23 protein-coding genes and 1 pseudogene are annotated in these 21,966 nt (G+C 62.4%); 11 read left to right on the forward strand and 13 right to left on the reverse strand.

Annotation, left to right across the window (positions count from 1 at the left end; translation table 11 throughout):
- Window positions 1-35 precede the first annotated feature (35 nt).
- The 3 genes from ACQKKX_RS03110 to ACQKKX_RS03120 all read right to left on the reverse strand — a co-directional run bounded on the left by ACQKKX_RS03110 (window position 36) and on the right by ACQKKX_RS03120 (window position 2,415).
- Complete coding sequence (locus ACQKKX_RS03110; RefSeq protein ID WP_427568689.1) at window positions 36-866, reverse strand: anti-sigma factor family protein; 831 nt, start codon at window positions 864-866, stop codon at window positions 36-38.
- A 4-nt stretch (window positions 867-870) separates the two neighbouring features.
- On the reverse strand, window positions 871-1,335 hold the full coding sequence (locus tag ACQKKX_RS03115) for a sigma factor-like helix-turn-helix DNA-binding protein (protein ID WP_427568691.1): 465 nt from the start codon (window positions 1,333-1,335) through the stop codon (window positions 871-873).
- Window positions 1,336-1,422: 87 nt separating this feature from the next.
- On the reverse strand, window positions 1,423-2,415 hold the full coding sequence (locus tag ACQKKX_RS03120; RefSeq protein ID WP_427568693.1) for a metallophosphoesterase family protein: 993 nt from the start codon (window positions 2,413-2,415) through the stop codon (window positions 1,423-1,425).
- A 42-nt stretch (window positions 2,416-2,457) separates the two neighbouring features.
- Here ACQKKX_RS03120 and ACQKKX_RS03125 point away from each other — a divergent pair, with 42 nt between their 5' ends.
- Together ACQKKX_RS03125 and ACQKKX_RS03130 are read left to right on the forward strand one after the other, a co-directional pair.
- The gene (locus ACQKKX_RS03125; RefSeq protein ID WP_427568695.1) at window positions 2,458-2,946 is read left to right on the forward strand and encodes an NUDIX domain-containing protein; all 489 of its coding nucleotides are present in this window, start codon (window positions 2,458-2,460) and stop codon (window positions 2,944-2,946) included.
- 88 nt (window positions 2,947-3,034) lie between these two features.
- Window positions 3,035-3,193: a hypothetical protein gene (locus ACQKKX_RS03130; RefSeq protein WP_427568697.1), complete on the forward strand. Its 159-nt coding sequence runs from the start codon at window positions 3,035-3,037 to the stop codon at window positions 3,191-3,193.
- Between the two features lie 28 nt (window positions 3,194-3,221).
- On the opposite strand, the gene ACQKKX_RS03135 is transcribed toward ACQKKX_RS03130, so the two are convergent.
- The gene (locus ACQKKX_RS03135; RefSeq protein WP_427568699.1) at window positions 3,222-4,211 is read right to left on the reverse strand and encodes a glutathione S-transferase family protein; all 990 of its coding nucleotides are present in this window, start codon (window positions 4,209-4,211) and stop codon (window positions 3,222-3,224) included.
- 254 nt (window positions 4,212-4,465) lie between these two features.
- Between ACQKKX_RS03135 and ACQKKX_RS03140 the strand changes: the two genes are divergently transcribed.
- A complete protein-coding gene (locus tag ACQKKX_RS03140; RefSeq protein ID WP_427568701.1) occupies window positions 4,466-4,981 on the forward strand; it encodes a GNAT family N-acetyltransferase in 516 nt (171 codons plus the stop codon).
- 69 nt (window positions 4,982-5,050) lie between these two features.
- Window positions 5,051-6,364 (forward strand): MFS transporter, encoded by a 1,314-nt coding sequence (locus ACQKKX_RS03145; protein ID WP_427568704.1) that lies wholly within the window; start codon window positions 5,051-5,053, stop codon window positions 6,362-6,364.
- Between the two features lie 84 nt (window positions 6,365-6,448).
- Here ACQKKX_RS03145 and ACQKKX_RS03150 read toward each other — a convergent pair whose 3' ends face one another.
- From ACQKKX_RS03150 to ACQKKX_RS03170, 5 genes are all read right to left on the reverse strand, one after another.
- Window positions 6,449-6,868, reverse strand: coding sequence for a GNAT family N-acetyltransferase (locus ACQKKX_RS03150; RefSeq protein ID WP_427568706.1), 420 nt, complete (start codon window positions 6,866-6,868; stop codon window positions 6,449-6,451).
- A gap of 107 nt (window positions 6,869-6,975) precedes the next feature.
- Window positions 6,976-9,042: a hypothetical protein gene (locus ACQKKX_RS03155; RefSeq protein WP_427568708.1), complete on the reverse strand. Its 2,067-nt coding sequence runs from the start codon at window positions 9,040-9,042 to the stop codon at window positions 6,976-6,978.
- A gap of 12 nt (window positions 9,043-9,054) precedes the next feature.
- Complete coding sequence (locus ACQKKX_RS03160) at window positions 9,055-11,994, reverse strand: DUF4159 domain-containing protein (protein ID WP_427568711.1); 2,940 nt, start codon at window positions 11,992-11,994, stop codon at window positions 9,055-9,057.
- Window positions 11,991-12,923 carry a DUF58 domain-containing protein gene (locus ACQKKX_RS03165; RefSeq protein ID WP_427568713.1) on the reverse strand — a complete coding sequence of 311 codons (933 nt, stop codon included), beginning with the start codon at window positions 12,921-12,923 and terminating at the stop codon, window positions 11,991-11,993. The genes ACQKKX_RS03160 and ACQKKX_RS03165 overlap by 4 nt, the downstream gene beginning before the upstream one ends.
- Window positions 12,924-12,948: 25 nt before the next feature.
- A complete protein-coding gene (locus tag ACQKKX_RS03170) occupies window positions 12,949-13,962 on the reverse strand; it encodes an AAA family ATPase (RefSeq protein WP_427568716.1) in 1,014 nt (337 codons plus the stop codon).
- A gap of 179 nt (window positions 13,963-14,141) precedes the next feature.
- Between ACQKKX_RS03170 and ACQKKX_RS03175 the strand changes: the two genes are divergently transcribed.
- Genes ACQKKX_RS03175 through ACQKKX_RS03185 form a run of 3 tightly spaced genes read left to right on the forward strand, consistent with a single transcriptional unit; the run spans window position 14,142 to window position 16,671 of the window.
- A complete protein-coding gene (locus ACQKKX_RS03175; protein WP_427568719.1) occupies window positions 14,142-14,765 on the forward strand; it encodes a DUF1285 domain-containing protein in 624 nt (207 codons plus the stop codon).
- Window positions 14,762-15,397, forward strand: coding sequence for a CoA pyrophosphatase (locus ACQKKX_RS03180; RefSeq protein WP_427568722.1), 636 nt, complete (start codon window positions 14,762-14,764; stop codon window positions 15,395-15,397). The genes ACQKKX_RS03175 and ACQKKX_RS03180 overlap by 4 nt, the downstream gene beginning before the upstream one ends.
- A complete protein-coding gene (locus tag ACQKKX_RS03185) occupies window positions 15,394-16,671 on the forward strand; it encodes a CCA tRNA nucleotidyltransferase (RefSeq protein WP_427568725.1) in 1,278 nt (425 codons plus the stop codon). The genes ACQKKX_RS03180 and ACQKKX_RS03185 overlap by 4 nt, the downstream gene beginning before the upstream one ends.
- Here the strand turns inward: ACQKKX_RS03185 and ACQKKX_RS03190 are convergent.
- Window positions 16,668-16,859: a DUF1059 domain-containing protein gene (locus ACQKKX_RS03190; RefSeq protein WP_427568728.1), complete on the reverse strand. Its 192-nt coding sequence runs from the start codon at window positions 16,857-16,859 to the stop codon at window positions 16,668-16,670. The genes ACQKKX_RS03185 and ACQKKX_RS03190 overlap by 4 nt on opposite strands.
- 198 nt (window positions 16,860-17,057) lie before the next feature.
- Between ACQKKX_RS03190 and ACQKKX_RS03195 the strand changes: the two genes are divergently transcribed.
- Window positions 17,058-17,312: a type II toxin-antitoxin system Phd/YefM family antitoxin gene (locus ACQKKX_RS03195; protein ID WP_427568731.1), complete on the forward strand. Its 255-nt coding sequence runs from the start codon at window positions 17,058-17,060 to the stop codon at window positions 17,310-17,312.
- Between the two features lie 41 nt (window positions 17,313-17,353).
- Window positions 17,354-17,581, forward strand: a pseudogene (locus tag ACQKKX_RS03200) (Txe/YoeB family addiction module toxin); the annotation flags it as partial.
- Between the two features lie 14 nt (window positions 17,582-17,595).
- Here ACQKKX_RS03200 and ACQKKX_RS03205 read toward each other — a convergent pair.
- Window positions 17,596-17,859: a hypothetical protein gene (locus ACQKKX_RS03205; RefSeq protein WP_427568734.1), complete on the reverse strand. Its 264-nt coding sequence runs from the start codon at window positions 17,857-17,859 to the stop codon at window positions 17,596-17,598.
- Window positions 17,860-17,962: 103 nt separating this feature from the next.
- A complete protein-coding gene (gene hemF / locus ACQKKX_RS03210; protein WP_427569337.1) occupies window positions 17,963-18,877 on the reverse strand; it encodes an oxygen-dependent coproporphyrinogen oxidase in 915 nt (304 codons plus the stop codon).
- Between the two features lie 152 nt (window positions 18,878-19,029).
- Here hemF and ACQKKX_RS03215 point away from each other — a divergent pair, with 152 nt between their 5' ends.
- The gene (locus ACQKKX_RS03215; protein ID WP_427568737.1) at window positions 19,030-19,287 is read left to right on the forward strand and encodes a hypothetical protein; all 258 of its coding nucleotides are present in this window, start codon (window positions 19,030-19,032) and stop codon (window positions 19,285-19,287) included.
- 3 nt (window positions 19,288-19,290) lie between these two features.
- On the opposite strand, the gene ACQKKX_RS03220 is transcribed toward ACQKKX_RS03215, so the two are convergent.
- Window positions 19,291-19,749, reverse strand: coding sequence for a tRNA (cytidine(34)-2'-O)-methyltransferase (locus tag ACQKKX_RS03220; RefSeq protein WP_427568739.1), 459 nt, complete (start codon window positions 19,747-19,749; stop codon window positions 19,291-19,293).
- A 365-nt stretch (window positions 19,750-20,114) separates the two neighbouring features.
- Here ACQKKX_RS03220 and ACQKKX_RS03225 point away from each other — a divergent pair, with 365 nt between their 5' ends.
- Entirely contained in the window at window positions 20,115-21,965 is a 1,851-nt protein-coding gene (locus ACQKKX_RS03225) for an ABC transporter ATP-binding protein (RefSeq protein ID WP_427568742.1), read from the forward strand.
- Window position 21,966 lies beyond the last annotated feature (1 nt).

Consider the following 21,966-nt stretch of genomic DNA (forward strand, 5'->3'; position numbering starts at 1 on the left):
CGCGATTCCGGGCTGTTTTTGTTGTTGCTAGCGGCTTAAATCCGCCCGGCCACCTTCGCGGCGATGCCGTCGAGTTTCGCGTCGGACGAGGCGCCGGTGACGACGTAATCCGTCTGGTCGCGATGCCAGGCGATCAGGCCGATATCATCGCGTATCTGTTCGGCCAAGTTCTGGTCGTTGCCGACGAGATTTCGCGCAAAGCAGATCGAAACGATGCCGCCGTCCTCGTCGCGATAGACGAGTTGGCCAACGGGTTTGCCGGCGGCGGAAAACAGGCGGCCGCCGAGGAACTCCAGCTTGTCGGCGCTCAGATCGGGCACTCGGAAGGAGACGCCGGTCGTCGCCATCAGCCAGTCGACCAGATGCGGACTATCCGATGCCGGCACTTCGACGAGGTGATCCGTCTGGCGCGAAAAGACGCGGTGGTGGGTGGCGATATCTTCAAGCCAGCCGCTGGTAACGGGCATTGCAAGCTGGGCAAAGGTTTCCATCTGCGGGCGATTGCCGATCATGTAGCCGATTGCGCCGGCAGCCATCACGAGCAGGGCGCAGGCTGCGAATGCCTGACGGCGCGTCGGTTTGAATTCCAGCGCGGGGCGCTGGGATTGCGGCAGGCGCACGGCCTTGCGCGGCGGCGTCGCGGTCTTGATGTTGCGCACCAGCGTCAGCGGTACCGGTTCGCGCAATACCTGGGCAAAGGCCTGGATACCGAAATCCGAGCCGCGCCGCAGATCATCCTGCACGGCCCGCGCCTGCGGGTCGCTGGCCACAAGGGCCTCGATTTCCGCCTTGTCAGCCTCGTCCAGTTCACCGTCGAGCGCGGCGGAAAGGCGGGTGTCACGGGACAGATCGCGCAGATGCGGCATGGCTTCAGGCTCTCCGCTCGGCGGCAGTGACGCTCAGCTGGGCGAAATGCCGGCGAGCCATCAGCACATGCATGGCTACGGCCTCGGGTTCGATCGCCAGGATGTCCGCGGCCTGCGCATGGCTGTGGTTCTCGACCGCGACCAGCAGGAAGCTTGCCGCTGCCTCGGTGGGCAGGGCGAGAATGGCATCGTGATGGGCGAAGCCGTGGCGCAGTTCCTCATCCTTTGCGGCTGCCTGCTTCTTGCCGTCTTCCGCCCAGATGGCACGAATGAGCGAGAAGACCCAGCTTTCCAGTCGATCACCGTCATCCAGCCGCGGACAGTTCAGTACCGCGCGGGCGCAGGCTTCGCGGACCAGGCTATCGACCGCGTCCGGCTGCCCGCAGCAGGCCAGCCCAAAGCGGCGCAGCCTTGGCAGGAGCGAAACGAGGTCGCGTCTGATATCCGATACGTCTGACTGTGATGACATGTCCGTCCGATGCGTTGAGGGGTCAGTGCTGGCACGCGAATGGGGAGAATTTGCGATATAGAAACATTCCTGGCTTTCGCCAGGCTGTCATGGCGACGCCGGCGCCGGAGGCGGCACCTCTGCCAATGTCTCGGGTTGCGGAATGGCGGATACGGGTTCGCGGGGGTCGTTACCATAGAACAGGCGCGTATCGTCGAGCGTGATCGCGTCACCCGGCTCCGTCAGGCCGCGACGCTCGCAGATGAGGTTCCACGCGCCCGGTTCGCCGGTCAGTGTGAAGAGATTGTAGGCAGCGCGCGGCTTATGCCCGCCAGGCCCCTGCGAAGCCGAGGCGATGCCGACGACGGGAATCTGCCCGCCGCTATGGGTTTTCAGAAAATAGACGGTATCGAGATGGGTGTGGCCATGCAGGATCAGTTCGGCGCCGCCCATCGACATGGCCGCGTTAAAACGGCGGATGCCAATCATCCGCTTGTGGCTGGCCGCAGCGCCGCGGATCGGCGGGTGATGGATGAGGACGACGCGAAACAGGCCTTCCTCGCCGGCCTTCTTGAGAAGCTCTACCGTTTCGCGTGCCTGGCGGGCGCTGAAGAAACCGGTGGCAGAGAATGGCGGCGTCGCCAGAGATGTGGAACAGCCGATGATGGCAACCGGCCCGCGGCGACGCAGGGTCGGGAACACATGGTCGTCGTCCGACCACTGGGCGGGGCTGGCATCGCCGGCGATGAACGGATACCAGCGCTTGACCGACTTGTCGTGCGCGCCGGGCACGTAAGCATCGTGATTGCCCGGAACGACCGTTGTGGCCAGCGGTGCACCGACGCTTTCGAGCCACTCGCCCGCCAGCCGGATCTCGATTTCGGTCGCCAGATTGACGAGATCGCCGGTAATCATCAGGTGATCGGGGTGATGATCGCGAATATCGCTCAGCAGCAGATCCAGCGTGTTCACGAGCAGGTGCTTGCGCCGGTTGCGATGCCAGTTGATGAAGCCGGTTATCCGCTTGGAAAACAGCTCGCGCAAGGTTAACTGCGGAAGCGGTCCGAGATGGATGTCGGAAATATGCGCGAACCTGTACATGGGGACATGACATAGGGCCCACATGGCCAAGGAGCAAGCGTGATGAGCAACGAAGGCATTCCGGAAATTTCCCGTTTCAGCACGCGTCTGCTGGTATGGCTGCTGCATCGCTACTTTCTGCTCACGCGCAGCATGACCCTTGGCGTGCGCGCGGCCTGTTTCGACGAAGAGGGGCGGGTGTTTCTGGTGCGCCATACCTACCTGCCGGGCTGGTATTTTCCAGGCGGCGGCATCGAGCGGCGCGAGACGGCGCTGGCCGCGCTCGAAAAGGAATTGCGCGAGGAGGGCAATCTCGAAATCCTCGGGCAGCCGCAATTGCTGGGCGCCTATTACAACCGCACCACCAGCAAGCGCGATCACGTGCTTTTCTATCGCGTTACCGTCAAGCAGACGCAGCCACGAAGACCGGACAAGGAAATTGCCGAATGCGGTTTTTACGCGCTCGACGCTTTGCCGCAGGGCGTGACCAAGTCTACGCTCAGGAGACTGGAAGAATTATCAGGCGCCTGCGATGTCGCGCCGGAGTGGTAGTCTGCCGCCCATTCATCATTCAGCCAGAAGCTGCTTGCGGCAGCATGTATGTTCAAACACCATGTTCCTAATAAACGGGGAGCGGGACATGACGAAAATAGAGATGGCGATCGATCATCTGATGGCGACGCATAAGCTGGCAGTGCAGGAGCCGGAGTTCATGCTGGCCCATTTCATCGGTCTGGCGCTCGAGGAGGCAAAGGAAAAGCTGGTGCGGCGCCGGCGGTCGCGCGCCGCACTCAACTGACAGGCATCGGGGCTTCGTCGACGACCGGTCAGGCGTTTCCGGTCAGCCGCTCGCGGCCATGCGCCAGCGAAAGGTCGATTTCCGGGCCGACCGGCACGATGCCCGTCGGGTTGATTGTCCGGTGGCTGCGGTAGTAGTGCCCCTTGATATGGTCCATGTTCACCGTGCTGGCGACGCCGGGCTGCTGATAGAGATCGCGCAGATACCCCGACAGGCTTGGATAATCGTCGAGGCGCCGGATATTGCACTTGAAATGCCCGACATAGACCGGATCGAAGCGCAGCAACGTGGTGAACAGCCGCCAGTCGGCTTCCGTCGTCTTGTCGCCGAAAAGGTAACGGCTTGAGCCCAGTCGCTGCTCCAGCATGTCCAGCGTCGCGAACAGTTTCGCAACCGCCTCCTCATAGGCGTCCTGGGTAGTGGCGAAGCCGGCCCGGTAGACGCCGTTGTTGACGGTCGCATAGACGACCGCGTTAAGTTCATCGATATTACCTCGCAATGCTTCGGGATAGAAATCCGTGCTCGACCCCGTCAACCCGTCGAAGGCGGTGTTGAACATGCGAATGATCTCGGCGCTTTCGTTGGAGACGATCGTCTGCTGGTACTTGTCCCACAGGACGGGGACGGTAACACGACCGGAATAGTTCGGATCGGCCTTGAGATAGAGCTGGTAGAGATAGTCGAGCCCGTAGAGATCGTCACCCGTCGCACCGGCCGGCTTTTTGAATTCCCAGCCGTTTTCGAGCATCAGAAAATCAACGACAGACACGGAAATCAACGACTGGAGCTGTTTGAGCTCGCGGAAGATCAGCGTCCGGTGCGCCCACGGACAGGCATAGGAGACGTAAAGATGGTAGCGGCCGGCTTCCGCCTTGAAGCCGCTCTTGCCGGTCGGGCCTGCCGAGCCGTCTGCCGTCAGCCAATTGCGGAACTGCGACTGCGACCGCTCGAACCGCCCTTTGGTTGCCTTGGTGTCATACCAGACGTCCTGCCATTTGCCGTCGACGAGCATGCCCATGAAATTATCCTTTGCTGTTGTGCTGCATAAATACGGCAGGTGATGCGGATATCGAGGCGTCAATCTGCAAACACTGTGTTTTTGCATTGGACGCCCGAAAAAAATCCTGCTAACCGGCAGGTCACATCCATTCGGACCCTTTTAATGACCGCGCCAAGAGCCCTACGACGACGCTGATCCTTTGAAAAGACGCTGCAAGCGGCGTCAATGAGATCACCTGTCTTGTCCGCTCTTTTCTACGGCTTCGGTTCACCATGGCTCCGCAACTTCTCGCAAAACACGACCTTGTCTACCTGACGGAAGACGCATCGCATGACGACGTCATCGAACTGATCAATGCCGAGGCATTCGGACCGGGCCGGTTCGTGAAGGCGGCCGCCCGTATTCGAGAGCAGGGACCGCATGATCGCTCGCTTTCCTTCGTCTGCACGGACGATGGCGAGACCATCGCTTCGGTGCGGATGACCCCGGTTCTGGCCGGTCAGGTGCGGGGACACATGCTGGGACCGCTGGCGGTAAGGCCATCGCACAAGAACCGCGGCATCGGCCGCGAACTGGTGCGCATCGCCATCGAGGCGGCGCGCCGCAAGGGATCGCAGGGCGTCATCCTCGTCGGCGATCCGCCCTATTACATGCCGCTCGGTTTCGAGAAGGTCGCCTATGGCGCGCTGGCCTTTCCCGGCCCCGTCGATCCCGGCCGTGTGCTGATCGTGCCGATGGCCGCCGACGTCCATCAGCGTCTCCCGGGCAAAATCGGCTGGCGTCCATAGACCAAACCCTCTAAGTCTTGCCACGCATCGGGTCAGTGAACAGCGGCTGGCCGCGCGTGGGGGGTACGGATGACGGGAATTTCCATCGACGCGGCGCTGGATCGTGCGGGTGCCGGCGCCTATCAGCGACGCTTGCTGGCGATCTTCGGCCTGGTCTGGACAGCGGATGCGATGCAGGTTCTGGCGGTCGGCTTTACCGCTGCCTCGATCGCCACAAGTTTTGGCCTGACGGTTCCGCAGGCTCTGCAGTCCGGTACCTTGTTCTTTCTCGGCATGCTGATCGGCGCGGCCGTTTGCGGTCGGCTGGCGGATCGCTACGGTCGCCGGAGGGTGCTGATCTTCACCGTCGCCAGCGACGCCGTGTTCGGCACGCTGGCGATCTTTTCGCCCGATTTCACCAGCCTCATGGTGCTGCGGTTCCTGACCGGCTTTGCCGTGGGTGGGACGCTGCCGGTCGATTATGCGATGATGGCGGAATTTCTGCCGGCCAAAAATCGCGGCCGCTGGCTGGTCATGCTCGAAGGGTTCTGGGCGGTCGGTACCCTTTTGGTTGCGCTGAGCGCCTGGGCAGTCAGCCTTGCCGGGTTGGACGACGGATGGCGCTATATTCTGGCCGTCAACGCCGTGCCGGCCATTCTCGGCGTCGGCCTGCGCTTCCTGGTGCCTGAATCGCCGCTCTATCTGTTGCGCCGCGGGCGGGGTGAGGAAGCGAAAGCGGTGCTCGATCGGGTCTCGGCAGGCAACGGAAAGCCAGTGCTCGACGCCGATGTCATCATCCTCGTGCCCCCGGCAGTCAGGAATATCGGCCTGTTTTCTTCCAAACTACGCCAGCGCAGCATCATGATTCTGGCGATCTGGTTCCTGGTTTCAATTTCCTATTACGGCGTCTTCACCTGGATGCCACCCAAGCTTGCGGCCGACGGTTTCGGTTTCGTGCGCGGCTACGGTTTTCTTGTCGTCGTGGCGCTGGCGCAATTGCCCGGTTACGCGCTTGCCGCCTATGGCGTCGAAGCCTGGGGTCGGCGGCCCACGCTTGTGACCTTCTGCCTTCTGTCGGCGCTTGGCTGCCTGCTGTTCGTGGTGGCCGATGAAGGTCTGCTGGTGGCGGCCGCACTGCTGCTGATGAGCTTTGCGCTGCTCGGCACCTGGGGGGCGCTTTATGCCTATACGCCGGAGCTTTATCCAACCGCCTCGCGCGCCACTGGCATGGGGGCAGCAGGCGCGATGGCAAGGCTTGCTGGTCTGCTGGCGCCGTCGCTGATGGCCTTCGTGGTCTCCGATGGTATCGGCCTTGCGATCGGCGTATTTTCCGGCCTGCTGGTGATGGCAGCCGCCGCCGCGCTGATGATCGATGCCGAAACGAAGGATGCGGCACTGACGTAAGGGTGAGCCCCACCCGTTGGCAGAACGCGCATCGTTGTGCAATGGCTCGCTCTGCTGCCCGAACCGGCAGGATTTCGGCTTGTGTCAGAAACGTTTGAAGAGCCAAGTGAGGCCGTGGCCAGCGCTGAACGGGCCGACATGGCCGGCAATCTGATAGCCGTGCTGTTGATAGGCGGCGACCGCGTCGGGGTTCAGACTGTCGATGTAGGCGCCAATACATCCGCGCCTGCGGGCCTCGTCTTCGGCAGCTTTCAGCAATCGACCGGCAAAGCCCTGTCGGCGCAGATGCTCGGGGACAAAGAGCAGCTTGGTATAAAGCCAGCCCCGGCCCGTTCGCCCGACCAGTCCACCTTCGACATTGCCATCCGGATCCCGCAGGAAAATGCCCAGGTTTCGAAATTCGGGATTGCCAAAACGCTTGAGATTGTAGGCTACCAGCGGCGCTTCTATCGCCTTTTCCTCCTCCGGTAACCAGTCGTCGGTAATGGTCAGTTCAATGGCCATGCGTGCTTCCCTCGCTATGTTTGAGAAGGGCGATAGCAAGCGGTCCTGTGGCCGTAAAGGATTGCACACGAGCATCTCCAGCGCCCAAGCGGGACATTCCTGCAATCTTAACGACCCTCGCGCCACCACATGGCGGAGACCGCGAGCAGCAGGGCGGCCAGACCCGCGAAACCGGCAAACAGCGGCAGCGTGTTGATGCCGCGCAGCACCGTTTCGTCGGTCATGCGGATGGTCATGCGGTTGGCGTCGGCCACGCGTATGGCACCGCGCACCGGCAGGATATCGGGCAGACGGATGCCGTCCTGGCCGGCGACGCGGGTGACAAGACCGCGGGTGCGTTCGGCATAGGGCGCCAGCGTTTCCTCCGTGGAGACCATGGCCTTGAACTCGGGTGCATCGACCGCGCCGACATGCACGAGAGTGGAAAATTCGCCGTTGGAAACCTCGAATAGGCCGGTTTCATCCATGCGCTTTTCCAGCTTGTACAGGCCGGGGCCGGATTGGGTGAAGGGCAGGCTCTCCATCTTGCCGGACGGATATTTGACCGTCGCCGGGCCCGGATCGTCACCGATCGTCTGGCGCGTGGTTTCCAGTGTGCGGCCGGAAGCGCGGGCGGTGAGCGCCTCTTCTTCCAGTTCCGGTTCCTTCATCAGCCAGTGCGCGATGCGGCGATAGAGATCCACATGCGGGCCACCGCCTTCGAAACCGCGCGCCCACAGCCAGCCCTGATCGGACAGGAGCATGGCGACGCGGCCTTCGCCCTGACGGTTGAGGACGAGGAGGGGACGATCGCCATCGCCTTCCATCACCGTCTGGCCGCGCGGTTGGGACACATCGACGGTGCGGAACCAGCGGCCCCAGGCCGGCGGGTTCTGGGCGGCACCTTCAAGGCCACGCGTGACGGGGTGCTTCTGGCCGGCGGCGGAGAGATGCGGGTAGAAGCCGGCATCGTGCATGTCGCCGGTGGGCGATGCGGGCAGGACCTGTTCCAGCGGCGTGGAGGCGATCGAATCCTCTCCGGCATGTTCTGGACCGGCGGCGATCAGCAGCGCACCGCCCTTTTCGACATATTGCGCGATGTAATCGTAATAAAGAATCGGCAGCACGCCGCGGTGCTTGTACCGGTCGAAGATGATGAGGTCGAAATCCTCGATTTTTTCGACGAACAGCTCGCGGGTGGGGAAGGCGATCAGCGACAGTTCGTTGATCGGCGTGCCATCCTGCTTTTCCGGCGGGCGCAGAATGGTGAAGTGTACGAGATCGACGGAGGCGTCGGATTTCAGGAGGTTGCGCCATGCGCGTTCGCCGGCATGCGGTTCGCCGGAAACGAGCAGCACGCGCAGGTTCTGGCGGATACCGTCGATGACGTGGACCGCGCGGTTGTTGGCGGTGGTCACCTCGCCGGGGATGCCGGCGACGGAAAATTCCATGACATTGTTGCCGCCGCGCGGCACCGTGAAGCTGAACGGCGTTTCGGCGCCGGGCGCGGCCTGTAAGGTCGTGACCTGTTCGCCATTGATGCGGACCGTCACCTCGGCCGAGCCACCCTGCTGACGGCCGTCATCGAAGACGCGTAGCGTCATGTCCTGACGTTCGCCAACAATGCCGAAGCGGGGTGCCTTGACCACTTCGATACGGCGGTCGGATTCGTCCGGCTGGCCGGTGATCAGGCCGTGGATCGGGGCATCGAAACCGACGTCCTGATTGATCCCAGGCATATCGTGGATCTGGCCGTCAGACAGAAAGATGGCGCCGCCGACACGGCCGGGCGGCACGTCCGACAATGCCGCAGAGAGTGCTCCGAACAATTGCGTCGAGGGCGAGTCGGAATCGGGGTTGTCGTTGACCTCGACGATACGCGGTTCGATGCGCGGGAAGCGCGACAGGCGTTCCTTCAGGCCTTCCAGCGCTTCGTTGGTCTGTTCCGTACGGTTGGCGGTTTCCTGGCTCTGCGACCGGTCGACGATGACCGGCACGATGGTCGACAGCTGTTCGCGATCTTCCTGTGTCAGCAGCGGATTGGCGATGGCGAGCAGCAGCGCCACGAGCGCAAGAGCGCGCAACAACGCGCCGCGCAGGCCGCGCCACAGGCTCAAGACCACGAGAATGGCGGCGAAGACGCCGAGAGCGGCAAGGATTGGCCAGGCGAAGAAGGGGGCGAATTCGATGGTCATCGGCAGCTCCCTTTATTGTCCAAGACGTTCAAGCAGGGCGGGCACATGTACCTGGTCGGCTTTGTAATTGCCGGTCAGCATGTACATCATGATGTTGACGCCGGAGCGAAAGGCGTGTTCGCGCTGCATGTCATCCGGCGGCACGGTGGGCAGCACGGAATTGCCCTGCGCATCCACTGCCCAGGCGCCGGCAAAATCGTTGCCGGTGATGAGGATTGGCGTCACGCCGTCGCCCGACGACGAGAGGCCAGCGCCCTGATTGCGCGCATCCTGACGAGCCTCAACCCAGAGCGGGCTGCCGGAGTAACGGCCGGGGAAATTGTTGAGGAGATAGAAGGAGCGGGCGAGAACGTGGTCACTCGGGGTCGGCTCCAGTGGCGGTATGTCGATATTGGCGAGGATCTGCTGCAGGCGTTCACCGTTCGGGCTGGTGCCGCCACCGTCAAGTGCGCTGAACTGGTCGCGGGTGTCGAACAGCACCGTGCCGCCACTGCGCATATAGGCGTCGATGCGGGAAATGGCGGCTGCCGAGGGCATGGGGGCGGTTGCGGAGACCGGCCAGTAGATGATCGGGTAGAAGGACAGTTCGTCCTTGGTGATATCGACACCGACGGGGGCGCCGGGCTCAAGGGTGGTGCGGTAGGTCATGAACTGGCTCAGCCCATCAAGCCCCTGTTCGGAAATGCGGTCGACATCGCCTTCGCCGGTAATGACATAGGCGAGATGGGTGGTGTCGAGCCGTTCGAGGATGGTTTCGTCGCCGGGCTTTGCGTGTTCGATCGGGGCGTTCGGATCGGATGTCTGCTGGCTAGCGGCAGGTGGCGCGGATTGGCCGGGCTGTGGCTGCGCCGGGGGCTGTGCTTGTGCCTGGATCTCTGCGCCGGAAGCGGTTTGTTGCTGCAGGTTCTGGGCGTGCAGATCACGCGGCGGGGTAAGGGCAAACGTGCCAAATATCACGGCGAGCATGGCAGCGGCACGACCGGCGTGCGGCAGACGGGCAAAACCACCGTTCATGAACAGCACGATCAGCGTATCGAGAAGCAGCATGAAGAAGGCTGCCGCAAACAGGGCGGGACGCAGCGACCATGCTTCACCACCGGCAAGACCTTGCCGGACGATCGGGAAAGTCGCGGCCGAGGCATCGAAAGGCGCAAGCGTAGCGTTGGGGGCGAACAGGTTTACCGCGCTAAACCCTTCCTCCGAGCCGTAAAGGCCGGGCGGATTGTCGAGGCTGGCAACAGGATTGATACCGACCTTGACGGCGAGCGGACGGGCGCTGCCGACTTCGGTCGACAGGATGCCATCGGCGTTGAGCAGACGGTAAGGCGGCAGGGCGGCGGCGCCAGCGGCGCCTGCCTGCGGCTCTGCGGCACCGCCAGCGCGTGACAGTTGGACGAGACGGCGCAGCATTTCAACGAAATTGCCGGAGATCGGCAGGTTCGACCATGTGGCATCGGCGCTGACATGGAACAGCACGATACGGCCGGCCTCGATTTCGCGTGTGGTGACAAGAGGCGTGCCATCGGCAAGGCTTGCCCAGGTGCGCTCATTGAGGTCGGGCGTCGGCTCGGCCAGAACCTGACGGCGCACGGTGATATCGGCGGGCGAGGCCATGCCGGCAAAAGGACCAAAATTCGGGAATGGCGCGAGCGGCTGCGGCTCTGCCCATGAAAGAGCGCCGCCGAGCGCCCGTTCGCCTTGGCGCAGACGCACCGGCACAAGCGGATCGTCAGCCGGGGCGGCGGCAAGGCGCGGGCCGGCAAACCGGATCAGCGTGCCGCCACGGTTCAGCCATCGCTGCAGCGGCGCGTAACTTTCCTCCGGCAGGCGTCCGACATCGGCCATGACGATGGCGGACGGGTTGCTGGTGAGGATTTCGCGCAGCGATGCGGCGAGATCGCCGCCACGCGGCTGGATCAGGTCGGCATAGGGTTCGAGCGCGCGGCTGATGTAATAGAGCGGGAGAAGCAGCGGTTGAAAGTCGTTGCCACTGTCGCCGGAGAGAAGTGCGATGCGGCGGCGTTTAAAACCATCGTCGAGCAGATGCGTGGCACCAGCGGTGGCGATGCCATCGACCGCGAGGCGGGCGAAATCGTTGCGCAGTTCGAACGGGGCGTCGATCGTGGCCGTCGCGGTGTTGGCGCCGGCTGCGAAATCGAGCGTGCCGGTGGCGAGCGAACGGCCCTGCTGGTCGAGCGCGTTGACGACAAAATTCTGCGCACCCTCGGTTTTCAGACGCGTTGCCGCGACCGACATGGCGGCGGCATTGTTGGTGGCGCCGGTCAGTGCCAGCGATTTCTGGCCGTCGCCTTCGATCAGTTGCATGTCGCGCGGCGACAGGGCAGCGAGCGCCCTCAGCATCTCGCCATCGGCGGGCGTGGCGATGCCGTCGGAGAGAAAGGCGAGCGTGCCAGGCGCGGTGTCGTTCAGCGCTTCCGTTACGGCGCGGGCGGCGCGCAGGCGATCTGGCACAAGCGGTTTCGGGCGAGCCGCGGCAAGGCGCTCGCGGGCGACGGTGGCGCTGGCGGGCACGGCGTCGTGGCTCGCTTCTGCGGTGAAAACCAGTGAGACCGGCATTTCGGCATCGGCGGCATCGCTGATCATCAGATCGGCTGTCTGAACGCGGCGTTCCCAGTCCTCGGCATTTGCCCAGCTGTTATCGACGATCATCACCAGCGGGCCGCCCGATGCGAGCGGATTGTTACGCGGATTGATAACTGGATTGGCGATCGCAAGGATCACGGCGGCGGCAAGCAGGATGCGCAGCAGCGTCAGCCACCATGGGCTTTGTGCCGGCGTTTCCTCGCGTTTCAAGACGGTGGCGAGAATGCGCAGCGGCGGAAACACCTCTGTTCGCGGACGCGGTGGTGTCAGGCGCAACAACCACCAGATGGCGGGCAGTGCGATCAGGGCAAACAGGATGGCGGGACTGGCGAAGGCGAAACCACTCATGCGCCCACTCCGGCCGACATGGTGGGGGCGACCCGCGGCGGATTGCCGGAGAGATAGCCGTGGACGGCGCCCAGCGCTTCCGAGGCGAGGTGGTCGGTGCGGTGAACGATAAAACTCCAGCCCATGCGGCGCAGCGACTGACCGAGATTTTCCCGACGTACCAGATAGGCGTTGCGATAGATATCGCGCACGGATTCGGCGCGGCCGGAAGTCAGCTTTTCGCCGGTTTCGGGATCGGTGAATTCGGTGCGGCCGCTATAGGGAAAGATTTCTTCGGCGGGATCCGCCACTTCGATGACGTGACCGCGCAGGCCACGACGGGCGAGCGGTGCGATCCGCTGCATCACGCGGTCGGCATCATCGAGAAAATCGCCGATCAGGACGATATCGCTGGCGCCTCGGATCATCTCGGTCTGCGGCAGGCCGGTTGATGGCGGGGCGTGGACAAGCGCGGTCGCCAGCCGTTCGGCGGCATTGCGGGCCGAGACCGGCTCCATGATGCCCGGACATCCGATGCGTTCGCCCGAGCGGGCCAGCACTTCGGCCAGCGCCAGCATCAGCACCAGCGCCCGGCTTTCCTTGGAAACGGACGCATAGGTGGATTTGTACATCATCGACGGCGACATGTCGGCCCAGAGCCAGACGGTGTGGGCGGCTTCCCATTCCTTGTCGCGGATATAGGTATGGTCGTCACGGGCGGAGCGACGCCAGTCGATGCGGGCAAGGCTTTCGCCATCCGCATAGGGTCGGAACTGCCAGAAATTTTCGCCGATGCCACGCTTGCGGCGGCCATGCCAGCCGGCAATCACCGTGTTGGCGATGCGGCGGGCTTCGACCATGCAATCGGGCACGAGAATGGCCCGCTGGCGGGCGCGGCTGAGGACTTCTGCGCTCGGCGTCTGGTCGACGATCTCACCGATGGATGCCACGCGTATTCCTTTCGGTCGAGACGGTTTAACCGCGAACCTGTTTTGCCAGGCCGGAAATCACGTCACGCACGGTCATGCCTTCGGCGCGGGCCGAGAAGGTAAGGGCCATGCGGTGCTGCAGAACCGGTTCGGCGAGAGCGGCGACATCGTCCAGCGACGGGGCGAGACGGCCTTCGTAAAGCGCGCGGGCGCGGGCGCAAAGCATCAGCGCCTGACCGGCGCGCGGGCCGGGACCCCAAGCGACATGGCGGTCGGTCATGGTATTGCCATGGCCGGGGCGGGCGGAACGGACAAGCGAAAGGATGGCATCGACGACCTTGTCGCTGACCGGCATCTGACGGATAAGCGACTGGATTTCGAGAAGGCGGGCAGCGTCGATGACGCCGGAGGCCGTGGCTTCGGACATGCCCGTCGTGCCCAGCAGGATCTGGCGTTCGGCATCGAGTTCCGGGTAGAGCACATCGACCTGCAAGAGAAAGCGGTCGAGCTGGGCTTCCGGCAGCGGATAGGTACCTTCCTGTTCCAGCGGGTTCTGGGTGGCAAGAACGTGGAACGGGGCGGGCAGGTCATATCGCTGGCCGGCGACCGTGACGTGATATTCCTGCATCGACTGCAGAAGCGCCGACTGGGTGCGCGGCGAGGCACGGTTGATTTCGTCGGCCATCAGCAGTTGCGCGAAAACCGGTCCCTTGACGAAACGGAAGGAACGGCGGCCGGTGTCGTCCTGATCCATCACTTCCGTGCCGAGAATATCCGACGGCATCAGATCTGGGGTGAACTGGATGCGGTTGCCATCGAGCCCGAGCACGGTGCCGAGCGTGGTAACCAGCTTGGTTTTTGCGAGACCCGGCACGCCGACCAGCAGCGCATGGCCGCCCGACAGAACGGCAAGAAGGGTGTTTTCGACCACCTGCTCCTGACCAAAGATCACCTTGCCGACTTCGGCCCGAATGGCAGCGATATCTGCGAGTGCCTTTTCAGCAGAGGCGACGATGGCCTTCTCATCGAGTGGAGTTTCTGTGGACGTCATCACACCCATTGGGGTCTCCCTCTGTCGTTTCTGGCGCCAGGCACCGAATGGCGGTTCGCTATACATATCGAGAATGCTGCGCGCGCACCATGCCGGTGAACTTATTCCCCTGTGGGCGGCTGACAAGCACGGCGCGAATGACTATCTCGTGACTCCAACGTCCTTAACGGTGGAACCGGGACACAATCATGGCGACCGAACCGATAAATCAGGCAGGGGATGCCGCGGGTCTTGCAGCGATGATCGCCCGCGCCTCCGAGCAGACGGGCGACGGCACACGCGGGCTGCCGCCGGTGGAACGCTGGAACCCGCCCTTTTGCGGCGATCTCGACATGGAAATCCGCGCCGACGGGACATGGTTCTACATGGGCACGCCGATCGGCCGCGCGCCGCTGGTGCGGCTGTTCTCGACGGTTCTGCGCAAGGACGAGGATGGCCGAACCTATCTCGTCACGCCTGTGGAAAAGGTGGGTATCCGTGTCATCGACGCGCCTTTCGTGGCCGTGGAGATGCAGGTGGCTGAGCGGGATGGTGCAGCCGTCCTGAGTTTTCGGACCAATGTCGGTGATGTGGTGGAGGCCGGTGCCGATCATCCGCTGCGCTTCGAAGTGTTCGGTGAGAACCGCGAACTGAAGCCTTATCTTCTGGTGCGGGCTCGACTGGAGGCATTGGTGTCACGCGCCGTGATGTATGATCTGGTAGCACTCGGCGAGACGCAGGAGATCGACGGCGAGGCGATGTTCGTCATCCGCTCCGGCGGCACGGTGTTTCCGGTCATGCCTCAGGCCGAACTGGATGCGCTTGCCACATGACACGATACCCGCTTTTTTCTGCAGAGGATTTTCGAGCGCGGGCGCAGGATCAGAAGGGCATGCCGCTTGAGGAGGCCTGGAATGCGCATGGCGACCATGCGCTCAATCCGTTGTTCGTGGCGCGCGCGCAGGAACTCAAATTGCGCGACGCCGCTGTACTGGTCCCCGTTGTCGATGATGGCGAGCAAGCGAGCGTGATCCTCACGCAGCGCACCGCGACGCTTCGAAAACATTCCGGCCAGATCGCCTTTCCGGGCGGCTCGATCGACCCGGAGGACAATTCGCCGGAAGAGGCGGCTCTGCGCGAGGCGGAGGAAGAGATCGGCCTGTCGCGGATGTTCGTGGAGCCGGTCGGGCGTCTGCCGACATATTTCACGCCGACCGGATTTCGCATCACGCCGATCCTCTCCGTGGTGAAGCGGGGATTCGAGTTGCAGCTCAATCCGGCGGAAGTGGATGACGTGTTCGAAGTGCCGTTGCCATTTCTCATGGATGAGGCCAATCACCACCGCGACAGTCGCATCTTCGATGGCGACGAGCGACATTTTTTTCTCATGCCCTATGGCGAGCGCAATATCTGGGGCATTACCGCCGGCATTCTGCGCACGCTCTACGAAAGGCTTTATGCATGACCGGTCCGACCCCAAAGAACATCGCCCACAAGGACTGGTTCAACAATCCGGCACTGGTGCGGGTGCTTGAGCTTCTGAACGGTGATGGCGGCGAAACGCGCATCGTTGGCGGTGCCGTGCGCAATGCGCTGATGGGCCTGCCGATCCAGGATGTGGATCTGGCAACAACATTGCTGCCGACCGACACGCAGGCGCGGGCCGAAGCCGCTGGCATCAAGGCCGTTCCTACAGGGATCGCGCATGGTACCGTGACGCTTGTGGTCGATGGCCAGCCCTTCGAAGTCACGACGCTGCGGCGCGACGTGTCCACCGACGGCCGCCATGCCGAAGTCGCCTTCGGCACTGACTGGCAGGCCGACGCGGAGCGGCGCGATTTCACCATCAACGCGCTTTATGCCGACAGTCACGGCAATGTCATCGATCTCGTCAACGGCACCCCGGATATCGAGACGCGCACCATCCGTTTCATCGGGGACGCCGCGACGCGGATTGCCGAGGATCATCTGCGCAGCCTGCGGTTTTTCCGCTTCTTCGCCTATTACGGGTCCGGCCGCCCGGATGCCGATGGTCTGCGCGCCGTTGCCCGTGCCAAGGACAAGCTGTCGACCCTTTCTGCCGAACGTATCTGGGGCGAGACCAAGAAGCTCTTGGCCGCGCCTGATCCATCGCGGGCGCTGTTGTGGATGCGGCAGACCGGGGTGCTGACGGCGGTCCTGCCGGAGACCGAGAAATGGGGCATCGATTCCATTCATGGCGTCGTGGCTGCGGAAGCGGCACTCGGCTGGACGCCGGATCCGCTGCTGCGGCTGGCGGCCATCGTGCCGGTCGATGCGCCCCGTCTGGCCGAGATGGCAAAACGCTTGCGCATGGCCAATGTCGAGGCTGCACGTCTGCAAAGCTGGGCGACGGCGCCGGTTCCACCCGATGAAGTGACCGACGTGGGTTTCGACCGCATTCTTTACCGCGCTGGCGGCGACGGTCTGCTCATGCAGTTGAAGCTGGCGCTGGCTTCGTCCCGGGCGAATGCCGAGGGCGATCCTGTCGCCATGAGCAAGGCGGCGCGGCTTTCGGTGCTGTTGAAGCGTGCGGAAAGCTTTGAAAAGCCGGTCTTTCCTTTGACGGGCGGCGACGTGATCGCGGCGGGCATGGCGCCCGGGCCGAAGGTCGGCGCGCTGTTGGCCGAACTGGAAACGCTCTGGATCGAGCGCAATTTTGCTCTCGACCGGGCAGCGCTGACCGCCCGGCTGTCTGATATGCTGGGCAAGGCCGATTAGGCTGCCCGTTCGTCCGCATCGTCGCGGATGCGGGCCTTGATATTGTCGACCATGTTTTCGCGGATGACGGTTTCGCCATGGGCGGAACGCATATGCTCGACGGCGCGGCGCACGATCTCGGCATCCTCATCCGTCCGCGTATGCCACTCGCATCCCGGCACCAGCGTGCCGCATTCGAACAGTTTCATGATGTTTCCTCCTCAAGTGAGACAAGGTCATATTCCTGTGTTCGACCTGCCTCACAGAGATAACGAGAACCAAGGCTATTGGTTTCCGCCAATACGCCGGTTCGATCCGTAGTTGTTTTTGATGTGCCCGATCAACTTGGCTGTCTTCCGCAAAAAAAACTATACATCTAGAGGTACAAATTTTGTTGGAGGTGCATTATGGCAAGCGTTCGTTTCACCGAGTTCAAACAGAACCTTGCGACGCATTTCGATACGGTGCTGGAATCGCGTGCGCCGCTTCTGGTGACGCGGCAGGGCAAGGGATCGGTCATCGTGCTGGCCGAGGGCGAATACGAGAGCCTGCAGGAAACGCTTCATCTTCTTTCCACGCCCGCCAATGCGGATCGTCTGCATGAAGGCCTTGAGCAGTTGGGCCATCGGCGGATCCTCGAAAAAGACCCGACTGCCGAATGAAGTTAGCCTGGACGCGCCACGCCTGAGACGGTTACCGGTTCTGGCGGGTCAGCGACCCCAAGATGGTTCTGAAAATCAATGAGCTGATCAGCAGCGCCAAGCGCACACCATTTGTCGGCCCGGGCAAACCCGAGCCGCTCAAGGGCGATCTTGCCGGTTTCTGGTCCCGACGGATATCAGGTGAACACAGGTTCGTTTACCGCATGGCCGGCAGCGGTGACGACCAGCGGCTGGAAATCCTGCAGTGCCGTTTCCATTATCGGAAATAGCGTCTCTTTCGCACCTATTCCGCCAGCGCCCAGGCATGAAACACCGAGCTGTAGGCTTTGGCGCCGGGCGGTGGAATGTCCGGCCCGTCATCAGTCGGCGGCATTTGCGAAGGCTTGCCCGCCAGCCGATGGCGAACCTGGGCGACATAGTAGGAATGCGGAAAATCAGGATCGCCTTTGGCCCGCATATCGCGCGCCATGCGATCGATCAGTTCCTCGCTGACGAGGCCACGTTCCGGCTTTTCATGCTGATGCGGTATGCCCTGCGATGCGACCATGCGACATCCTCCCTGTACTACCGGCCTTAACAGCCATGGGAGTAACCTAGCACCGCAGAACGTGATTGGATATTGCTTTTGTTAACGGATCGCTAAAATATGATCAGGGCCAGCGCACCATCGGCGGCATCGAGGACAGGATGGCCTCGACATTGCCACCGGTCTTCAGGCCGAACAGCGTGCCGCGATCATAGAGCAGGTTGAATTCGACATAGCGGCCACGGCGGATAAGCTGCTCGTCGCGATCTCCCTGACTGAATTCGGTATTGAAATTGCTGCGCACGATCTGCGGATAAACGGCTTCGAAGCTGCGCCCGACATCCTGCACGAAAGCAAAATTGGCGTCCCAGCCACCCTTGTCGGCCTGCGGCGTCAGCCAGTCGAAGAAGATGCCGCCGATGCCGCGTGCCTCGTTGCGGTGGGCCAAGAAAAAGTAGTCGTCGCACCATGTCTTGTAGTGATCGTAATCGGCAACGCCGGCATGGTTGTTGCAGGCGTCCTGCATGGCGCGGTGAAACAGCCGGCTGTCGGCATCCTCCTGCGTGCGGCGGCGGTCGAGCACCGGTGTCAGGTCGGCACCGCCGCCGAACCACTGGCTCGATGTCACCACCATGCGGGTGTTCATGTGCACGGCCGGAACGTTGGGATTGACCGGGTGGGCGATCAGCGAAATGCCCGATGCCCAGAAACGCGGGTCTTCGTCGGCCCCCGGCATCTGCTTGCGAAAATCCTCGGAAAACTCGCCGTAAACCGTCGACGTATGAACGCCGACCTTTTCGAAAACGCGGCCTTCCATCATCGACATGCGGCCGCCGCCACCGGCACCGCCATCACGCAGCCAGTCCTTGCCGACGAAACGGCCGGGCGTGCGATCGGACAGAGGGCCGGAGACTTCGTCTTCCAGCGCCTCGAAGGTGGAACAGATGGTGTCGCGCAGGCTTTCGAACCAAGCCTTCGCCTTTGCCTTCTTGTCCTCGATACCCTCGGGCAGGCCCTTTTCGAGTTGCGGCCGTTCCATGTCGTTCCTTTCGGTCAAAATCATTTCGGCATCCGTCATGACGCTGCCATGGAAGGCGCGGTACGGAAGCATCGAGGGAGCCTATACGCCTTTCAGAATCGACTCGCAAAGCCCGGACCGACGCATTATCTTGCTTTCGAGAGGTAGCGCGCATGACGAAAACCAGGGTCCCGCCGCTCGACGGCCTGAAACGCAGGATGGATCGCCATCGCCTGGGTCAGGCGACTGCGACAAATGGTCATTTCGTGCGCGAGACCTTTTGCCTGTCGCGGCCGCAAGCCCGCGAGAAAGCCAAGGAATGGTTCGACGCCTTTCCCAAGGCAGCCTACTGGACCGAAGTGGAAAGCTGGCGTCAGTTGGAAGGCGACCAGATCGAGTTCACCATGCGGCGCCTGCCGACCGCCGATTGATGGTCAGAATCCCGTCTGCCGCAACGCTTCGCCAACGATCATCGCCGCCGACATGGCGACGTTGATCGAGCGCTGGCCTTCGCGCATCGGGATCAGCACGCGGGAATCGGCCGTGTCATGCACATTGTCCGGCACGCCGGCGCTTTCGCGGCCGAACAGAAGAATGTCGCCTGGCTGGTAGGTGAAATCGATATAGGGCAGGGCGGCCTTGGTGGAGGCAAGCACGAGGCGGCGGTTTTCCGCGCGGCGCCATTCGTCAAACACCTGCCAGTTGACGTGGCGGGTCAGCGAGACCGAACCGAGATAATCCATGCCGGCGCGTTTCAGGTTGCGGTCGGAAATGTCGAAGCCGGCGGGCTCGATGATATCGACACCGAAACCGAGGCAGGCGGAAAGCCGCAGGATCGTGCCGGTATTGCCGGGAATGTCGGGCTGGTAAAGGGCGATGCGAAGGTCTGTCATGCGCATGTCCTATGCCAGAAAGACCGTCAATCTCAAGATGCCGGGCGAACCGGGATAGGGACGGAAGCAACGGCGGTGGTTTTCGGGCGGCTTGTTCAGCTTTGCCCTTTTCAACTGGCGCTGCCGACGGTAAAAGACGCACCAATCGAAACGCCAGCCAAGGAGGCCTTCATGGATATGACCGTGCACACGCGCCTTGCGGCCCAGATCTGTTCTGCCTGAGCGTTAGCGGTTCATCCGAACTTTTCTCCCCTCTGATCGTTGCGTGGCCATCCAGCGCCATGATTTCTGATTTTCCGGCTGCCAGCCTTTGCCTGCATTTCCATGCATAGGGCAGGACAGCCGTCTGACCGACGGAGTTTCTCATGTTTTCCTGGTTCGAACGGCGCATCAATCCCTATCCGGATGTCGCCCCGACCCTGCCGCCGAAAGGGCTCTTCGCCTTCTGCTGGCATTATACCAGGCCGGTCTGGCCATGGCTTGTGCTGATGTCGATCCTGACGACGCTGATCGCACTCGGCGAGGTGGCACTCTACCGATTCCTCGGCGATATCGTCGACTGGCTGTCGACGGCCAACCGCGAGACCTTTCTTGCTCAGGAAGGCATGAAGCTCGTGATGATGGCGCTTGTCGTACTGGTCGGCCTGCCTCTGGTCGCCACGCTCAACGCGCTGATCATGCACCAGATCATGATGGGCAATTTTCCGATGGTCGCACGCTGGCAGATGCACCGCTATCTGCTGCGCCATTCCATGACCTTTTTCGCCAACGAGTTTGCCGGCCGCGTTTCGACGAAGCTGATGCAGACGGCGCTTGCGATCCGCGAAGTGGTCATGAAGATCCTCGATGTCTTCGTGTATGTCGCCGTCTATTTCGTCTCGATGATTGTCGTGGTAGCGGCGGCCGACATGCGGCTGGCGCTCCCGCTCGTGTTATGGATCATCGTTTATGGCCTGACGGTTGCCTATTACGTGCCGCGCCTGCGTGAGATTTCGGCCCAGCAGGCCGATGCACGCTCTATGATGACCGGGCGCGTCGTTGACAGCTACACCAACATTGCGACCGTCAAACTGTTTTCGCATACCGGTCGCGAGGAGAACTACGCCCGCGACGCCATGCAGATGTTCTTGGGCACCGTTCATGCGCAGATGCGCAAGGTGACGATGTTCCAGGTTCTCGTCTATTTCTACAATTGTGCGGCGCTGTTTGCGGTCGCGGGTCTGTCGATCTGGTTCTGGCTGGACAGCGCCATCTCGATCGGTGCGATTGCCATTGCCATCGGTCTTGCCATGCGCATCAACGGCATGTCGCAGTGGATCATGTGGGAAGTCTCCGCGCTGTTTGAGAATATCGGCACGGTCTATGACGGCATGGAAATGATGACCAAGCCGCATGATGTGACCGACAAGCCGGCGGCGCCAAAGCTTAAAGTGCCGGAAGGCGCAATCGCCTACGACAACATCCGTTTCCACTACGGCAAGAACAAGGGCGTGGTCGAGAACCTGACCCTGAATGTCGCGGCAGGCGAGAAGGTGGGGCTGGTCGGCCGTTCCGGCGCCGGCAAGACGACGCTGATGAACCTGCTTCTGCGCTTTTACGATCTGGAAGGCGGGCGCATCACCATCGACGGCCAGGATATCGCGACGATCTCGCAGGAAAGCCTGCGCGCCAAGATCGGCGTGGTGACGCAGGACACGTCGCTGCTGCACCGCTCGATCCGCGACAATATTGCCTATGGTCACCCGGGCGCGAGCGACGAGGAGATCATCCTGGCGGCGAAACGCGCCTCCGCCTGGGATTTCATCGAGACGCTGGCCGACCTGCAGGGCCGGGTCGGGCTCGATGCGCATGTGGGCGAACGGGGCGTCAAATTGTCCGGCGGCCAGCGACAGCGCATCGCGATCGCCCGTGTATTCCTCAAGGATGCACCGATCCTCGTGCTGGACGAGGCGACGTCTGCGCTGGATTCCGAAGTGGAAGCGGCCATTCAGGAGAACCTGTTCTCGCTGATGGAAGGCAAGACGGTGATCGCGATCGCCCACCGGCTGTCGACGCTCACCGAGATGGACCGGCTGGTCGTCCTCGACAAGGGCCGCATCATCGAGACCGGCACCCATCAGCAACTGTCCGAAAGCGGCGGCATCTATGCCGATCTATGGCAGCGACAGTCGGGCGGTTTCCTCGGCGATCACGCCGAGGACGCGGCTGCGGAATAAC

The sequence above is a fragment of the Neorhizobium sp. NPDC001467 genome (assembly GCF_050275975.1).
Taxonomy (GTDB): Bacteria; Pseudomonadota; Alphaproteobacteria; order Rhizobiales; family Rhizobiaceae; genus Neorhizobium.

Coding starts and splice junctions, on each gene's coding strand:
- ACQKKX_RS03195 (WP_427568731.1), top strand. CDS start 17,058: ATGGCAAGCGTTCGTTTCACCGAGTTCAAACAGAACCTTGCGACGCAT.
- ACQKKX_RS03185 (WP_427568725.1), top strand. CDS start 15,394: ATGACCGGTCCGACCCCAAAGAACATCGCCCACAAGGACTGGTTCAAC.
- ACQKKX_RS03220 (WP_427568739.1), bottom strand. CDS start 19,749: ATGACAGACCTTCGCATCGCCCTTTACCAGCCCGACATTCCCGGCAAT.
- ACQKKX_RS03115 (WP_427568691.1), bottom strand. CDS start 1,335: ATGTCATCACAGTCAGACGTATCGGATATCAGACGCGACCTCGTTTCG.
- ACQKKX_RS03145 (WP_427568704.1), top strand. CDS start 5,051: ATGACGGGAATTTCCATCGACGCGGCGCTGGATCGTGCGGGTGCCGGC.
- ACQKKX_RS03225 (WP_427568742.1), top strand. CDS start 20,115: ATGTTTTCCTGGTTCGAACGGCGCATCAATCCCTATCCGGATGTCGCC.
- ACQKKX_RS03190 (WP_427568728.1), bottom strand. CDS start 16,859: ATGAAACTGTTCGAATGCGGCACGCTGGTGCCGGGATGCGAGTGGCAT.
- ACQKKX_RS03205 (WP_427568734.1), bottom strand. CDS start 17,859: ATGGTCGCATCGCAGGGCATACCGCATCAGCATGAAAAGCCGGAACGT.
- ACQKKX_RS03125 (WP_427568695.1), top strand. CDS start 2,458: ATGAGCAACGAAGGCATTCCGGAAATTTCCCGTTTCAGCACGCGTCTG.
- ACQKKX_RS03130 (WP_427568697.1), top strand. CDS start 3,035: ATGACGAAAATAGAGATGGCGATCGATCATCTGATGGCGACGCATAAG.
- ACQKKX_RS03215 (WP_427568737.1), top strand. CDS start 19,030: ATGACGAAAACCAGGGTCCCGCCGCTCGACGGCCTGAAACGCAGGATG.
- ACQKKX_RS03170 (WP_427568716.1), bottom strand. CDS start 13,962: ATGGGTGTGATGACGTCCACAGAAACTCCACTCGATGAGAAGGCCATC.
- hemF (WP_427569337.1), bottom strand. CDS start 18,877: ATGGAACGGCCGCAACTCGAAAAGGGCCTGCCCGAGGGTATCGAGGAC.
- ACQKKX_RS03160 (WP_427568711.1), bottom strand. CDS start 11,994: ATGAGTGGTTTCGCCTTCGCCAGTCCCGCCATCCTGTTTGCCCTGATC.
- ACQKKX_RS03140 (WP_427568701.1), top strand. CDS start 4,466: ATGGCTCCGCAACTTCTCGCAAAACACGACCTTGTCTACCTGACGGAA.
- ACQKKX_RS03150 (WP_427568706.1), bottom strand. CDS start 6,868: ATGGCCATTGAACTGACCATTACCGACGACTGGTTACCGGAGGAGGAA.
- ACQKKX_RS03110 (WP_427568689.1), bottom strand. CDS start 866: ATGCCGCATCTGCGCGATCTGTCCCGTGACACCCGCCTTTCCGCCGCG.
- ACQKKX_RS03120 (WP_427568693.1), bottom strand. CDS start 2,415: ATGTACAGGTTCGCGCATATTTCCGACATCCATCTCGGACCGCTTCCG.
- ACQKKX_RS03135 (WP_427568699.1), bottom strand. CDS start 4,211: ATGGGCATGCTCGTCGACGGCAAATGGCAGGACGTCTGGTATGACACC.
- ACQKKX_RS03180 (WP_427568722.1), top strand. CDS start 14,762: ATGACACGATACCCGCTTTTTTCTGCAGAGGATTTTCGAGCGCGGGCG.
- ACQKKX_RS03175 (WP_427568719.1), top strand. CDS start 14,142: ATGGCGACCGAACCGATAAATCAGGCAGGGGATGCCGCGGGTCTTGCA.
- ACQKKX_RS03155 (WP_427568708.1), bottom strand. CDS start 9,042: ATGACCATCGAATTCGCCCCCTTCTTCGCCTGGCCAATCCTTGCCGCT.